The 15,633-nt window shown below is 43.3% G+C and carries 16 protein-coding genes; 11 read left to right on the top strand and 5 right to left on the bottom strand.

What is annotated here, in order from left to right; all coding sequences use genetic code 11:
• Positions 1-29 precede the first annotated feature (29 nt).
• The gene (locus AC1U9Z_RS09125; RefSeq protein ID WP_479957144.1) at positions 30-596 is read right to left on the bottom strand and encodes an HPP family protein; all 567 of its coding nucleotides are present in this window, start codon (positions 594-596) and stop codon (positions 30-32) included.
• Between the two features lie 270 nt (positions 597-866).
• On the opposite strand from AC1U9Z_RS09125, the gene AC1U9Z_RS09120 reads away from it, so the two are divergent.
• The 3 genes from AC1U9Z_RS09120 to AC1U9Z_RS09110 are packed head-to-tail and all read left to right on the top strand — an operon-like array spanning position 867 to position 2,792.
• A complete protein-coding gene (locus AC1U9Z_RS09120) occupies positions 867-2,066 on the top strand; it encodes an anaerobic nitric oxide reductase flavorubredoxin (RefSeq protein ID WP_333532415.1) in 1,200 nt (399 codons plus the stop codon).
• A gap of 13 nt (positions 2,067-2,079) precedes the next feature.
• A complete protein-coding gene (locus AC1U9Z_RS09115) occupies positions 2,080-2,601 on the top strand; it encodes a ferritin family protein (RefSeq protein ID WP_479957142.1) in 522 nt (173 codons plus the stop codon).
• Positions 2,602-2,639: 38 nt separating this feature from the next.
• Complete coding sequence (locus tag AC1U9Z_RS09110) at positions 2,640-2,792, top strand: rubredoxin (RefSeq protein WP_333532413.1); 153 nt, start codon at positions 2,640-2,642, stop codon at positions 2,790-2,792.
• 176 nt (positions 2,793-2,968) lie between these two features.
• Here AC1U9Z_RS09110 and hcp (AC1U9Z_RS09105) read toward each other — a convergent pair whose 3' ends face one another.
• From hcp (AC1U9Z_RS09105) to hcp (AC1U9Z_RS09095), 3 genes are all read right to left on the bottom strand, one after another.
• A complete protein-coding gene (hcp, locus tag AC1U9Z_RS09105) occupies positions 2,969-4,309 on the bottom strand; it encodes a hydroxylamine reductase (RefSeq protein ID WP_479957140.1) in 1,341 nt (446 codons plus the stop codon).
• A 118-nt stretch (positions 4,310-4,427) separates the two neighbouring features.
• The gene (locus tag AC1U9Z_RS09100; protein ID WP_479957138.1) at positions 4,428-5,570 is read right to left on the bottom strand and encodes a THUMP domain-containing class I SAM-dependent RNA methyltransferase; all 1,143 of its coding nucleotides are present in this window, start codon (positions 5,568-5,570) and stop codon (positions 4,428-4,430) included.
• 141 nt (positions 5,571-5,711) lie between these two features.
• Entirely contained in the window at positions 5,712-7,013 is a 1,302-nt protein-coding gene (hcp, locus tag AC1U9Z_RS09095; protein WP_479957177.1) for a hydroxylamine reductase, read from the bottom strand.
• Between the two features lie 301 nt (positions 7,014-7,314).
• Here hcp (AC1U9Z_RS09095) and AC1U9Z_RS09090 point away from each other — a divergent pair, with 301 nt between their 5' ends.
• The 7 genes from AC1U9Z_RS09090 to AC1U9Z_RS09060 all read left to right on the top strand — a co-directional run bounded on the left by AC1U9Z_RS09090 (position 7,315) and on the right by AC1U9Z_RS09060 (position 13,634).
• Positions 7,315-7,506 carry a 4Fe-4S binding protein gene (locus AC1U9Z_RS09090; RefSeq protein WP_333532410.1) on the top strand — a complete coding sequence of 64 codons (192 nt, stop codon included), beginning with the start codon at positions 7,315-7,317 and terminating at the stop codon, positions 7,504-7,506.
• Between the two features lie 211 nt (positions 7,507-7,717).
• Entirely contained in the window at positions 7,718-8,557 is an 840-nt protein-coding gene (locus AC1U9Z_RS09085; protein WP_333532409.1) for a hypothetical protein, read from the top strand.
• 328 nt (positions 8,558-8,885) lie between these two features.
• Complete coding sequence (locus tag AC1U9Z_RS09080) at positions 8,886-10,064, top strand: ABC transporter substrate-binding protein (RefSeq protein ID WP_333532408.1); 1,179 nt, start codon at positions 8,886-8,888, stop codon at positions 10,062-10,064.
• 125 nt (positions 10,065-10,189) lie between these two features.
• Entirely contained in the window at positions 10,190-11,083 is an 894-nt protein-coding gene (locus AC1U9Z_RS09075) for a branched-chain amino acid ABC transporter permease (protein ID WP_479957135.1), read from the top strand.
• Between the two features lie 2 nt (positions 11,084-11,085).
• Positions 11,086-12,156, top strand: coding sequence for a branched-chain amino acid ABC transporter permease (locus AC1U9Z_RS09070; RefSeq protein ID WP_333532405.1), 1,071 nt, complete (start codon positions 11,086-11,088; stop codon positions 12,154-12,156).
• On the top strand, positions 12,149-12,934 hold the full coding sequence (locus AC1U9Z_RS09065) for an ABC transporter ATP-binding protein (protein WP_333532404.1): 786 nt from the start codon (positions 12,149-12,151) through the stop codon (positions 12,932-12,934). Before AC1U9Z_RS09070 ends, AC1U9Z_RS09065 begins: the two co-directional genes overlap by 8 nt.
• The gene (locus tag AC1U9Z_RS09060; protein WP_479957175.1) at positions 12,927-13,634 is read left to right on the top strand and encodes an ABC transporter ATP-binding protein; all 708 of its coding nucleotides are present in this window, start codon (positions 12,927-12,929) and stop codon (positions 13,632-13,634) included. Before AC1U9Z_RS09065 ends, AC1U9Z_RS09060 begins: the two co-directional genes overlap by 8 nt.
• Positions 13,635-13,671: 37 nt before the next feature.
• Here AC1U9Z_RS09060 and speE read toward each other — a convergent pair whose 3' ends face one another.
• Positions 13,672-14,499 (bottom strand): polyamine aminopropyltransferase, encoded by an 828-nt coding sequence (speE, locus tag AC1U9Z_RS09055; protein ID WP_333532403.1) that lies wholly within the window; start codon positions 14,497-14,499, stop codon positions 13,672-13,674.
• A 326-nt stretch (positions 14,500-14,825) separates the two neighbouring features.
• Between speE and AC1U9Z_RS09050 the strand changes: the two genes are divergently transcribed.
• Positions 14,826-15,494 (top strand): DVU0298 family protein, encoded by a 669-nt coding sequence (locus tag AC1U9Z_RS09050; protein WP_333532402.1) that lies wholly within the window; start codon positions 14,826-14,828, stop codon positions 15,492-15,494.
• The last annotated feature ends 139 nt before the right edge of the window (positions 15,495-15,633 follow it).

Below are 15,633 nucleotides of genomic sequence, written 5' to 3'. Positions count from 1 at the left end.
GATGCTGAAAAATACCCTGAGCTTTGGTTTTACAACCAAAATTCAGGGTATTTTCTATTGGCTGAGAAATTGTTAACGATGACTGCAATAACCACCAAAAGAAAGGCTCCTAGTCCAACCGGGGAGAGTATGTAGCTAAAACTTTGGCCGGTATATACTGCGATAAATGCGGTTGCTCCACCGGGTGGGTGCAAGGTTTTGGTTACGTTCATGGCAAAGATTGCCAGTGTAACAGCCAGTGCAATGGTCCACCATTGATTACCGAAGAATTGGTATACCATTACGCCGGCGGTTGCTGAAACAAGGTGACCGCCAATAACATTTCTCGGTTGAGCCATGGGTACCTGACAGGCTGCAAAGATAAGAACAGCGGATGCACCCAGGGATGGGAACAAAAGAGCAATATCATAAAAGGAATTTAACCAGGCAATAAGGCCAACACCAAGAAAACTGCCCAGGGCGGTAAAAAGATGATTGGTCAGGTTTAAGCTGTTAACGGTTGGCGCGTTTCCCCCCCGCATCTTAGTGAAATAAGATGATAGAGTCTCAAGGGACGAAGAATGAACATGATTTTCCAAGGATCTGGTTTTTTCCAAACTTACCACCTCCAATTCGATTGTAAGTGAGGTGTACAATAAAAGCTGTTAAATTTATCACAGAAACGATGTCTTTCCCCTGACATTGTCAAAATGTAATCTTTTCCTAAGGTATTTGTAATAATTCTGCAAACTTTACCTGTTATTATAAACCCAATATGGGGCTAACTCAATATTACTAAGAAAATAGAAAAATTAACCTAATAATAGATAAGTTTTTAATTCATGGGAATGATAATAACTAGTTTAAGCAAAAATGAGGTGGATGGAATGTTTCAAATTAAGGAGAAAATTTACTGGGTTGGTTATAAAGATTGGGAGCTTAGAAGATTTCATGGCGAAGAGTATTCTACCCATAAGGGTTCTTCGTATAATTCTTATCTTATAAAAGATGAGAAATTAGCCCTCATTGATACGGTATGGACCCCTTTTCATGAAGAATTTGTGGACGAGCTGGATCATAAGGTCGGTATTGATAAAATTGATTTAATTGTGATCAATCACTGCGAAGTAGACCATGCCGGGAGTCTGGCACACCTGCTGGAGAGAAGACCGGATATCCCCATTTATTGTACGAAAAAAGGCTCTGAAATGATGCAGAAGAGCTATCACAAAAACTGGAATTTCAATGTCGTAAAGACCGGTGACAGTGTTGAATTGGGCCAGTATAAACTAATTTTTGTGGAGGCCCCCATGCTTCACTGGCCCGATACCATGCTGACATATGTTCAAGGTGCTAATCTTTTAATATCCAATGATCCCTTTGGCCAGCATTTAGCATCACCCCATTATTATAATGATCAGGTGGATCAGGGTGAGCTGTTTTACGAGGCAATAAAATACTATGCCAATATCATCACACCCTTTAATAAACTGGTTAAGGCAAAGATTAAGGAATTAAAAGCCCTTAACCTGCCGATCGACATGATTGCACCCAGCCATGGTATTATCTGGCGTGATAACCCCATGCAAATTGTCGAGAAGTATGAAAAGTGGTGCAATAACTACCATGAGGGTTCTGTGACCATATTATATGACACCATGTGGGGAGCAACCAAGAAAATGGCCCTGGCAATAGCCAAGGGATTGGAAAATAAAGGGGTTCCGGCTAAGGTCATCAATACTGCCAAGTATGATAAGAATGACATCATTACAGAAGTCTTTCGTTCAAAGGGAATTATTGTAGGCAGTTCCACCATAAACAACGGGATATTGTCTTCCATGGCGTCTATTTTAGAAATGATTAAAGGTTTAAAATTTAAGGAGAAGGTGGCGGCTGCCTTTGGTTCCTATGGCTGGAGCGGTGAATCGGTAAAGATTATCGAAGGCTGGCTGAAGGACAGTGGCTTTGAACTTGTTCAAGATGGGAAAAAGATTAACTGGGATCCCACCGGAGACGAGTTAAAAGAATGTATCGCCTTTGGGGAGGCCTTTGGTGAGAAGATAAAATCCGATGGGAGTATACAGTAGGTGGTGAAGTAAATTGGCTTCTGATTGCCTAAATTTATCAATGATTTTTGATCTTGCGGTTAAGAACAGTGAGAAGGGTGTCAGCTACTACCGAAAGATGCAGGAATTAGCCGAGGATAATATTGCTAAGGAAGTTTTTCATCGTCTGGCGGAGGAAGAAGATGAGGAGAGACGAGCACTGATAAAGGTAGCTCGGGCAGAGGCCAATGAGGGGGAAATAAACCTTGATGAGCAAACCTATTGTTACCTATGTGCCCTGGGGGATGAACTGAGTTTTCCCTATGATCAAACCAAGGAATTTAGGGCCTTAACGCCACGGGATGCCTTGGAAATTGGGATTGAGGCGAAAAAAGATGGTATTTTGTTATATCACGAACTTCTAAATCGATGTGCAACCAAGGAAGCTAAGAATATTTTGCTGCATTTAATAGAAAATGAACAGCGACATCTCTTGGAATTGAGGGACTATATGTATGAGTTATGTCCCACAGGATGTAAGTATTACCGTAAAATTGGTAATACTGGTGTTAGCTAGGATTAGCAATGGATATAGGGAAATAGGAGGAGAACAAGATGTCTAAATATGAATGTGTATGTGGGTATATTTATGACCCTGCCAAGGGTGAAGGAGATATTGCACCTGGCACAGCCTTTGAGGCTTTACCAGAAGACTGGGTATGCCCTGAATGCGGCTTAGGCAAAGATGCCTTTACCGAAGTAGAATAAAGTATAGGCAGAGGCTGTTGCACAAGGACCGAATGGTTCCGGTGTAACAGTCTCTTTTCTTTTCATACGAATAACCTCTATCATAGGCTGTAGGGGGCTATTGCATCAGCGGGGGAGCATTTCTTAATGGAGTGGAACAAAAAAGAAGTGCCGCTATTTACGGCACTCCCTTAATATTAACCCAACATCTTAGTTAGATCAGCCTGTGCATCTCCGCTAATCAGTTGTAAATTAAAGGTCTTTTGCAGAACTTCTACAACACCAGGGGTCAGAAACTCAGGAGCCTTTGGACCGATATACATGTTGTTAACACCCAGACTAAACAGACCTAACAGAATGGCAACTGCTTTTTGTTCGAACCAGGATAGAACAATGGTTAAAGGAAGATCATTCACACCGCAGTTGAAGGCTTCAGCCAGGGCCAGGGCGATTTTTACGGCAGAACCGGAGTTGTTGCATTGCCCTAGGTCTAGGAAGCGGGGAATGCCCGTACCTTCGATGGTGCCAAAATCAATATCATTGAATCTGAATTTACCGCAGGAAGTGGTCAAGATGACACAGTCCTTGGGAATAGCCAAAGCCAGTTCCCTGAAGTAATCCCTGCCCTTGGTAGGGGAGTCACAGCCTGCAATAACGAAGAAACGTTTGATTTTACCAGCCTTTACAGCTTCCACAATCTGAGGAGCCAAAGGCAATACGTTTAAGTGATGGAAACCAGTGGTCAGGGTTTTAACTTCTTCGTTAGAGCCGTTTAATTTGCCGACGATTTTCTTCCAGAGACCATCTGTTGGGGCACCAGGCAGAGAAAGGGCTTTCTCGATGACCGGGGTAAAATCCAGATCCTCTATTTTCTGTACGCCTTCTAAACCAGTAACACCGAAGGAAAACATACGATCGCCATAGGTTGCATCTTTGCGAATTGGCATGACACAGTTGGTGGTGGCCAGGATAGCACCTGGGAAAGCTTCAAATACCTGCCTTTGATCAAACCAGGCTTTTCCTACATTGCCCTTTAGATGGCTGAATTTCTTTAATTCAGGGTAACCATGGGCAGGCAGCATTTCAGAGTGGGTATAGATGTTAATGCCTTTGCCTTCTGTTTGCTTAAGCAATTCTTTTAAAGCTAAAAGATTATGGCCAGTAACGATGATGCATTTACCTTCCACTTTGTCTGAAGTAACAGCAACAGGGGAGGGAATTCCCAGGTTATCCAGGTGGGCTTTGTCCAGCAAATCCATTACCTTAACGGTAGCGGTACCTACTTTCATAGCCATGTTGATGGTTTCTGTCAGGTTAAAGTTAACGTTCGTTAAGGTAGAGTAGAGAGCCTCCTGGGTAATAGCGTCCACTTCCGGGTCTGCATAACCAAGTTCCTTCGCGTGGGTAGCGTAGGCTGCTACGCCTTTGAGAGCAAAAATAATGGTATCCTGTAAGCTTGCAATATTTTCATCTTTACCACATACACCGATTTTAGTGCAACCGCCTTTGGGAGTTTGTTCACACTGATAGCAAAACATATTAGAATTCCTCCTTTTATTGGTTAACGACCTTCGTCGCTTTTGTTTTCTGCAGTAATCATACCGAAAACAATGGTAGGAGGATGTGATTGGTGTCATGACAAAGCTGTGATATTGATCACAGTTTCGGTCGTGGCGGACGTGGGCCGAGGTATTGGTAGTAGTTGCATTCTACCCGGCCATTGTAAAGCTTACGCTTTTTATCTGCTTTTTTACCAAAGTAATGTTCAAACTGGTCAAAGGCAGAGATAACAAAACAAGACCAGTTTTCCAAGGTAGGATAGGTTTTGCCTAATTCTTCGGTTAGTTTTCTAACTTCTGCTAGTTCTCCTAATCTTTGACCATAGGGTGGGTTGGTAATAATAAAGCCATATTTTTGTTTGGACCGAACATTGGCAACGGGTACCCGCTGAAAGTGAATAGAATCTTCCACATTAGCTTGTTTTGCGTGGTAGCGCGCCAGGCTTAGAACCTCATCATCAATATCCGTACCATAGATCCGCAACTTAGCATCCCGGATCTCTGATTCCAAGGCCTCCTTACGGGCGGCTTGCCAGATTTCCTTTGGTAGGATGGGCCATTCCTCCGCTGCAAAGTTTCTCCCAATACCTGGGGCAATATTATGTCCAATTAGTGCTGCTTCAATAGGGATGGTTCCCGAACCACAGAAGGGGTCCAGGAGGGTACGGTCTGGATACCAACGGGCAATGGAGAGTAGACCCGCAGCCAAGGTCTCCTTTAAGGGTGCTTGGGCGGATAATTTGCGATAACCCCTTTTATGTAAGCCTGCGCCGCTGGTATCAATGGTGATGGTGGCAATATCTTTCAGCAAAGCCACCTCGATGGTATAGCGGGGACCTGTTTCCTCAAACCAATCCTTTTTATAGGTTTGTTTCATCTTTTCCACGATGGCCTTTTTGACAATGGCCTGACAATCCGGCACACTGTGCAGCTGAGATTTTATTGATTTTCCTTCCACCGGGAAATTGGCATTTTCAGGCAGCCAATCGGGCCAGGGCAGGGCCTTGGTTTGTTGGAAAAGTTCTTCAAAGGAAGTGGCTTTGAATTCTCCCATCTTGACCAAAACTCGATCAGCCGAGCGTAACCAGAGGTTGGTGCGGCAAATGGCCATTTCGTCACCAAAAAAGGTGATGCGACCATTCTCCACCATTACATCATAACCTAGCTTTTTTACTTCGTGAGCCACCACCGATTCTAAACCAAAGGTGGCGGTTGCAATCAATTCAATTTTTTTTGCCATAGTGACTCCTTATACATCTTTATCCATTAAGGGTTAATTTACCACGTCAGGCGATGTTTTATCAAGTTTTTCTATTCCGGAAGCTTGATATACTTTCCCAGTACAAAGAAGAGGTGGCATGAAGGCCACCTCCCCTGGTATTTATTTAGTTTCTCCTAACATTCTGGCTAAGTCTGCTTGGGGGTCGCCGCTAATTAGAGTTAGCCCAAAGTTCTTCTGCAGTACTTCAACCACTGTGGGATTGAGGAATTCAGGCAGTTTGGGGCCAATGGTGATATTCTGTACATTCAGGCTCAGCAGACCCAGCAGAATGGCCACAGCCTTTTGCTCGAACCAGGATAAAACAATGCTAAGGGGTAAATCATTGACGGTACAATCAAAGGCCTCCGCCAGGGCCTGGGCAATGTGAACAGAAGAAACAGAGTTGTTGCACTGGCCTAAATCCAAATAACGAGGAATATCGGTTCCTTCAATATTCCCGTATTCAACGTCATTAAATCTGAATTTACCACAGGAAGTGGTGATGATGACACAATCTTTAGGAATAGACGTAACCAGCTCACGGAAGTAGTCCCTCCCCTTGGTGGGTGCATCACAACCGGCGACCACGAAGAAACGACGGATCTTGCCGGCTTTTACTGCATCTACAATTAGGGGAGCCATCGGCAGTACGTTCTGGTGATGGAACCCTGTGAGCAAGGTTTCCTGAGAATCGATAGTAGTCTTCGGTAAGGAAAGGGCTTTCTCAATCAGAGGAGTAAAATCCCGGTCTTTAATTTTTTGGGCACCTTCCACACCGGCAACCAAATAAGTAAACATCCGATCGCCGTAGGTTTTATTGCGTATGGGCATCACACAGTTGGTCGTTACCAAAATAGCACCAGGGAATTTTTCAAAAACCTCCCGTTGGTCATACCAAGCCTTACCCACATTCCCCTTTAGATGAGCGAATTTGTGTAATTCTGGATACCCATGGGCAGGCAGCATTTCGGAGTGGGTGTAAATATTAATACCTTTGCCCTCGGTTTGTTTTAATAGTTGCTTAAGGGCCAGTAGATCATGTCCGGTGACTAAGATGCAATGACCCTCTACCTTGTTATTGCTAATCTTAACTGGTTTGGGGATACCCAACTCTGCAGTATGGGCTTGGTCCAACAAATCCATGACCTTAACACAGGCTGTACCAACCCTCAGGCACATATCAATATGATCCTGTAAGTGAAAATTAGAGTTGGTTAAGGTTAAAAATAAAGCTTCGTGGGTAATGGCATTGACATCGGGATCGTCGTGACCGAGTTCCCTTGCATGTACAGCATAGGCAGCCACTCCCTTTAAACCTAAAATAATTGTGTCTTGGAGGCTGGCGATAGCAGGGTCTTTGCCACAAACACCTACCTGAGTACAGCCCCCGGGAGGTGCATATTCACATTGATGACAATGCATCTTATTAACTTTTCCTTCCTTTTCAACCTGGGGCTTGGCTTCGGGTTTTTCTTTTCCTAGCAGCCGATCAAAAAAACCTGTCAAATGATATCACCTCAATTATTTTTTTTTATTATTCTCGAATCTTTCGAACCTATACAGATGTAAAAAACAGTCTTGTTCTCTAGATCAAGATAAAATTATTAAAAACATTAAAAAAATCAATTTAGATATTGAAACTGGACAAGGGTTCAAGCATAATTAAATTAACCCAACTAATTGATGAATGGGTATCAAAAAGTAGAGGGAGGAACTAAAAACTATGTACGTTGTATCTATCGACAGAGATAAGTGTGATGGCTGTGGTGCTTGCGCTGACGCTTGTCCCGCTGGTATTCTTGGAATGCTGGATGATGGTAAAGCCGATATTACCGGCGAGCCTGATGAGTGCATGGGCTGTGAAACCTGCGTAGCTACCTGCCCCAACGAGTGCTACACCATTACCGAAATGTAATTAAAAATAAAAACCGCCCTAGGCGGTTTTTATTTTTTTATATACTTTTATTGAACTTTATGTAAAACATAGGGAATCCGAATAGAAAACCTGTTTTTAAAACTCAAATGATGACAGCCCCTAAGATTTGTTGTCGGAATTAAATGCTACAATTGTTAAAAATTTACTGGTATAATTTAGCAAGACAAATCATAAGAAGGGGTGCCTTACATTGGGAAAGAAAGTAACATTCGCTGAAGGAGCTGAAATCTTAGGGGTGCCAATCAGTATGGTAAGTAAATGGTTCAGCCAGGGATTATTTAAACATGTAGAATTGGATAGAAAAAGTCCCAGTGGCCCGACATATTTATTGCGACTTGAGGAATTACTGGCCATTAAAGATGCAATGGAAGCTGAATCCCGGGGGCAGGAATTGGCTCAGGCAGAAATAGCTGCAGCAAAGGAAAATACCTGTGAAGCGGAGGTTAAGGATATTAACAAAAAAAGACTTAGCCTAGTGAAAAGTAACAGTAAAAAACAGGTATTGGATACCCCAGTTGATGAACCAGGTAAAGAGATTATTTTAAAAATAGAAGAAGAAACAGCGGCAGGATTGATAAACTCTTTAACCACTTATTTAAACAACTTTGAACAAAAATTTATACAACACATGGAAGAACAAGCGGACAGAAATGCTTTAAAGTTTAACACCATGGCCATTGAACATTTGGAAACATTAAAAGAAATGTCCTTTAAGATGGAGAGGGTGGTTGACGTACTAATTACCATGCCTCAAAAGGTTAGTGACGATACGGTTAAAGCGGTTAACGAAATCAAAGACATGATGCCAAATATGACGGAATTATCAGAGCTTAATCAAGGAACCACGGAAAAACTGGAATCTGTGGGGAAAAAATTAGAGCAGTTAAGTGAAGAAATAAAGGATACCAAATGGGCGGTTGTTAAAATGGCACGGGAGAATAATAAGAATGGCAAAAGGGATAAAAGTAAGAAAAAAACAGGGTCTGGCTTTACCAGCAGTATCGGTAAATTTTTTGGCCTAGGAAAGTAATTATGCGACCAGGGGGACGGTTCCTCCGGTCAAAAAAAGACTGCGACCGGAGGAACCGTCCCTCTGGTCGCAGTCTTTTTTGAACAAAAAACTAAACAAAAAATGACAGGTAAAGTTGTCCATTGTCAAACTACACTTGTCCATGAAAAAGTTAGCTACAGGAAAGAAATAGTTAGAAATAAATAAAAATTGCTAAAAAATTATTTATATGGACAAAAACCAAATTGATTATTGACTAAAAACATAATAGTATACCCTATAGGGAGATGTACCCGTTTTTTAGGGGACGATTATCCCATACATTTTTGGGGGAGGTAGAAGGAGTCTTATGTTTAAAAAGAGGTATTTTACAATTGTTTCCCTCCTGCTAGTTGCAGCATTAGTCCTGGCAGGATGTGGCGGCGGTGCGGAGAAAAAGGATGCCGCCGAGAATACTGAATCTTCTGATGTAATTAAAATCGGTGTTTATGAACCCTTAACCGGTACCAACGCCGCCGGCGGAGAAATGACTGTTGAAGGTATTAAACTGGCTAACCAGTTGTTCCCGGAAGTATTAGGTAAGAAGGTAGAATTATTTATCGTAGATAACAAGAGTGAAAAGCAAGAAGCTGCTAACGCCGTTGAAAGACTCGTAAGCAAGGACAAGGTTAATGTAATCATTGGTAGTTATGGTAGCTCCCTTTCCATGGCTGGTGGTCCGATTGCGAATGATGCAGGCATTCCTGTGATTGGTTGCTCCCCCACGAACCCTGCGGTGACCCTTGGTAATGACTATTACTTCCGGGTTTGCTTTATTGATCCTTTCCAGGGCACTGTAATGGCGAACTATGCAGTTGGAACATTAGGTGCGAAAACAGCGGCGATCATTCAGGACGTTCAGCAAGACTACTCGGTAGGCCTCAACAACTACTTTGAAAAGTCCTTTAAACAACTGACTGGTGATGAAAACGCCATTGTAGCCAAAGTCAACTACAATACCGGTGACAAAGACTTTTCTTCCCAATTAACCTCTATTAAAACCAAAAATCCCGATGTTATTTTTGCCCCTGGTAACTTCCTTGAGTCTGGTATTCTAGTACAAAAGGCCCGCGAACTTGGTATTACCGTACCCATTCTGGGTGGCGATACTTGGGAGGCACAGGAGTTCCTAGATCAAGTTAAAACCACCAAGGATATTTATTTCAGTACTCACTTTGACTCTACTCAACCTGTAACTGAAATGTCCCAGAAGTTTATGGAAGAATATACAAAGGCCTTCCCCGACAAGCAGGTCAACGCCTTCGGAGCCCTTGGGTTTGATACCTATATCCTAGCTCTTGATGCGATTACCAAGGCCAACTCGGATGACCCTAAGGCTATCCGCGATGCACTGGCTGCAACCAAGGATTTCCAAGGTGCAACTGGTATTATTTCTTTGGATGAACATGGTGATGCCACGAAGACGGCTATCATTAAGAAAGTAGCAGATGGCCAGTTTGTGTATGAAGGAAAGGTTGACCCTAAATAAGTAGGGGATAATTGATGCTACACGACTCCCCACCTGCTCAGCAGGTGGGGAGTTGGTATTCTTATTTACATGCTGGAATTTGTACCCAAAGAGTCATTACTAGCTTTTTTGGAAGGGGTTATATCATGACCGGAGAACTATTACTACAAAGTTTAGCAAACGGCATTTCTTTGGGAAGTTTGTATGCACTAATTGCCATTGGCTATACAATGGTTTACGGCATCCTGCGTTTAATTAACTTTGCCCATGCCGATCTATTAATGGTGGCAGCCTATGGTGCTTTTTATGGCATTATGATTTTTGCTCTGCCCTGGTGGGCTTCCTTTGCAATTGCTATTATGATTACAGCCTTTTTGGGAGTTAGTATTGAGAAAATAGCATACCGTCCGTTGCGCAATGCTCCCAGAATTTCTGTTTTGATCTCTGCTATTGGTGTATCATTTTTATTAGAGAACCTAGGAATTGTGGCTATCGGTGCCAGACCCAAATCTTTTCCTCGTCCGGAGGATATTGTTTGGAACATTAATGTAGGTGGCATTTCCTTCCTGTCCTTGACGGTCATTATTCCCGTAGTAACCATTCTGCTGCTGGTGGCAGTAACATATATGGTCAACAAAACCAAGACAGGTACAGCCATGCGAGCTGTTTCCAGAGACTTTGAGGCAGCAAGTTTAATGGCTGTTGATGTAAATAAAGTAATAAGTACTACCTTTGTGGTTGGTTCTAGTTTAGCTGCAGTGGGGGGGATCATGTGGAGTCTGCAGTATCCCCAGATTGATCCTCTGATGGGTGTGTTCCCCGGTTTAAAGTGTTTTATTGCGGCGGTTATGGGGGGGATAGGAAATATCCCAGGGGCTATGCTTGGCGGATTTATCCTTGGCATGGGAGAAGTTTTCCTGGTGGCCCTCATGCCTGAACTTTCCGGCTATCGCGATGCCTTTGCCTTCATACTTTTAATCTTTATTTTGTTGTTCAAACCCACCGGCATTCTGGGTGAAAATGTAGTGGAGAAGGTGTAGACATGGACAATCGACAGAGATTAAAAACACTTTTAACCATCGGCTTAATTATCGTATGCTGTGTTTCACTCTTTTTTGCAGAGAGTTACTTAGACAATTTTAAAGCCAGGGTACTTAACTTGGCTGCTATTTTTGTTATTTTAGGTGCCAGTATGAACCTGGTACTTGGGTTTACTGGTATGTTTTCCTTGGGACATGCCGGTTTCATGTGTGTGGGAGCCTATGTTTCTGCCATTTTAACCATGTCACCGGAAAGTAAAGAAATGATTTATTTTATGGAACCCATTGTACCTGCCCTGGCCAATATACACTGGCCTGTTCTGCCGGCAATTTTTATGGCGGGTTTGGTGGCGTCATTTTTTGGTTTTCTTATCGGGTTCCCGGCCTTACGTCTGCGGGATGACTATTTGGCCATCGCCACGCTAGGGTTCGGTGAGATTATCCGGATTATTGTGACCAATACCATTACAATTACCAATGGTTCCCTGGGACTGAAGAACATTCCTTCCATTAAAAGTATGTACCTTTACTGGGGTGTTGCTATCATCACCATCCTGGTTTTAAAACAACTGATTAATAGTAGTTGGGGCTACGCCTTCAAGGCCATCCGGGATAATGAAATCGCTGCTGAAGCGATGGGTATTGATGTTTTTAGGCACAAATTATTATCCTTTACCGTGGGAGCTTTTTTTGCCGGGGTAGCGGGGGCACTGATGGGTCACTTAATTACCTCCATTGACCCCACGATGTTTAGGTTCTTATTTACCTTCCAAATCCTGCTTATTATCGTCTTGGGCGGCTTAGGCAGCCTAACCGGGTCTGTTATCGCCGGCTTAGTGATAACGATTATGATGGAAGTATTGCGTTTTGTGGAGCAGCCCATGAACCTCTTTGGGTTGGTCATACCAGGCATCCCGGGAATGCGCATGGTAATCTTCTCACTGCTGCTGCTGATGGTTATCCTCTTCTACCGCCAGGGTCTGATGGGAACCAGGGAATTTAACTGGGATTGGATTCTGAACAAGCTTGGCGTTAAACCCGACAAAGGAAAGGGGGTTGGGGCAAATGGCTAACACCCAGTCACTTTTAGCTACAGATAATATTACGATGCAATTTGGTGGGCTCAGGGCGGTTTCCAACCTGGCTTTAAAGGTAGCTCCCAAGCAAATCGTTGGCTTAATTGGACCCAACGGGGCTGGCAAAACCACTGCTTTTAATATGATTACCGGTGTGTACAAGCCCACCTCGGGACGCATCGTATTTGATGGTAACGATATTACAGGTCTTAAACCCAACAAGATTACCGAATTAGGCATTGCTCGAACCTTCCAAAACATCCGGCTCTTCTCGAGTATGACGGTGTTAGAAAATGTGCTGCTAAGTAAGCATGTTAGGCTCAAGGCCAATTGGCTCGAAGCTATTTTTGCCTTACCCAGGTATACCAGATCCCGCAAGAAACACATTGAGGAATGCATGGATTTACTGGATCAGGTTCAACTGGCCGATCTAGCCCATGAACAGGCCACTTCCCTACCCTATGGCAAGCAGCGGCGGTTGGAGATTGCCCGAGCGATGGCTACGCAACCTAAAATGATTCTGCTGGATGAACCTGCGGCCGGGATGAACCCCCAAGAATCTCTGGAACTAATGGATTTTATTGCGAAGATTCGAGATCAATTTAATCTTACGGTCTTAATGATTGAACACCATATGGAGGTTGTTATGGGCATTTGCGAGCATATTGTGGTATTAGACCACGGCGAACCCATTGCCCAGGGAACACCAACAGAGATCCAGAATAATCAGCAGGTTATCGAAGCTTATCTTGGGGCGGTGGATGAAAGTGCTTAAAATTGAGGACTTACATGTATACTACGGTGGTATCCATGCACTAAAGGGTATTACCCTGGAAGTACCGGAGAATAAAATTGTTACCTTGGTTGGTGCAAATGGTGCCGGTAAAAGTACCACCCTCAGGGCAATCAGCAACCTAGTACCAGCGGCCCAGGGTAAAATTAGCTTTCGGGGAGAAGATATCACAAAAACGAAGACAGCAGAGATCGTCAAGAAAGGTATTACCCTGGTACCAGAAGGACGGCGTATTTTTGCCAACCTTACGGTGTTAGAAAATATAAATATGGGAGCCTTTTCCCGGAAGGACAAAGATGGCATCAAGAAGGACATCCAGAAAATCTATGAAATGTTTCCCCGACTCAAGGAAAGGGAATGGCAGGCAGCGGGCACACTTTCCGGAGGGGAGCAGCAAATGTTGGCCATTGGCAGAGCCCTCATGTCTCGGCCGGCTCTTTTAATGATGGATGAACCTTCCCTAGGTTTAGCACCTTTGCTTGTAAAAGAAGTGTTTCGGATTATCAAAGAGATCTATAACGATGGGATGACCATCCTATTAATTGAACAAAACGCCACCGCGGCCTTAAAAGCCGCAGACTATGGTTATGTATTGGAAACAGGAAATATTGTGCTGCAAGGTCCCGGTAAGGAATTGGCAGACAATGATGAGGTAAAACGAGCATATTTAGGCAAAGCATAAAAAATGCGACAGGGGCGGTTTCCCTGTCGCATTCATTTTATTCAAGAATTTTTTCAATATATTTAGGCAAAACAAAAGCGGCTTTGTGAACTTCGGGGGTGTAATATTTTGATTCTATTTTTAACATCCGTTGCGGATTAATATTGTCCAATTGATATTTCTTGGAACCAACTGTAAAGCTCCAGAAACCGGCAATATAGGTGGGTTCACAGGTTAAGTATGGCCGTGCCAATGGGAACACTTGCATGATATTTTGGACTGCCTGACGGTAGTGAGTGCTAAAGCTGGGTGAACCAGTTTGGGAAACAAATACGCCATCGTCTTTTAAAGCCTTAAAAATGTCCTGATAAAATTCCTTGGCAAACAGATTCATAGAGGGACCACTGGGGTCCGTACAGTCCACCAGGATAACATCATAACAGGCAGCACATTGTTTAACAAATTTTAAACCGTCCACGGTCATAATGTTAACCTTATGCGAAGACAGGGCCTGGCTGATTTCTGGCAGCCATTTTTTACTTACTTCTATGACACGCTCGTCTATTTCGATGAGGTCAACCGTTTCTACGGATGGGTGTTTGAGAATTTCCCGTACCGCCCCGCCGTCCCCACCACCAATAATCATCACCTGCTTCGGTTCTGGGTGAATCATCAGGGGAATATGAGCAATCATTTCATGATAGATAAACTCAAACCGGGTTGTGGTTTGTACAATGTTATCCAGCAGCAGGGCACGTCCTAATTCCGGTGATTCAATGACGGCAATTTCCTGATAGCGGGATTTCTCTGCATGTAAAATGTTATTCACTCGCCAAGATACCTTATAGCTGTCTGTGTGCTGTTCGGTAAACCAAAAGTCTAGCATTGCAATACCTCCTTAATTAACTCTCCTGGTCATTCGTCACCTCTCTAATGAATATTCAGAAAAACACGATTAACATTATAGCATGAATGGGGCTATTTTAAAAGGCTACAGGAGAGCCTTCGGACACAGACAGGTAGAGACAAAATTGTGCCCAAAAAAAGGGTCCTCAAAGAGGACCGTTCAGAGGAGGGTAGTTGTCTAACATAATTTTACCGGATAGATCTCACGGTTTAATTACAAAAATATTACAAAAGTATAAATAATACCCAAGTAGGCATTTAAATGATAAAATAACGTCATCCCTAATAAAATAACGGGGTGATGTGATGTCTAACATAAGGGAAGAGGTTAATCATTTATTAAAAGAAGGGCGCTATCAGGAACTGGTAGCCAAGGCCCTTGAGAGTCCGGGAATACTGCGGTATTTGTTTCGATTACTATATCATCCCTATGGACTGACCAGATGGCGTGCCATTGAAGGTTTAGGCTGCATAACCCAAGCCCTGCAGCAGCAAAATCCTGAGGCAGTGCGGGAGGTTATTCGAAGGCTGCTGTGGTCCATGAATGATGAGTCTGGTACCACTGGTTGGAGTTCCCCGGAAGCCATCGGTGAGATTATCCGTAGGAATCCGGAGGAATATAGGGAGTTTATTTCCATTGTAGTAAATGCCTCCGAGGAGGAAATTTTTCACCGGGGCATTGCCTGGACTCTGGGGCGGGTTGGTTCCCTGCGACCGGATTTGGTACAGGAATTTATACCGTTGCTTAAGGACTTTCTCTTACATCCGAGACCAGAAGTAAGGGGATATGCAGCAAGGTCCTTAGGGCAAATAGGGCCAACGGCCAAGGAAGCACTGCCGACTTTGCAGGGTTTATTAAAGGACCACCGGGAAATTGAGGTTTATCAAGGAAATGAGCTTGCTAATGTTAAGCTAGGAGATTTGGCACAGGTCGCAATTCATAGTATTAGCGGTGAATCATACAAACCGACTTAAACCCGGTGTTTCACGCCGGGTTTGTATTTGTATTCGGAGATTATGCTTGCTTGAACTGTGGCTGAAATCGTGTTTCTTATTTTATTTCAAAAAAACTAAGATTTAGTGTAATAATTAGTCGACTTAATACGTCATAAAT

This window comes from Desulfotomaculum sp. (assembly GCF_982386235.1).
The sequence above is the reverse complement of the archived record's forward strand: the minus strand, read 5'-3'. Positions and strand labels throughout refer to the sequence as shown.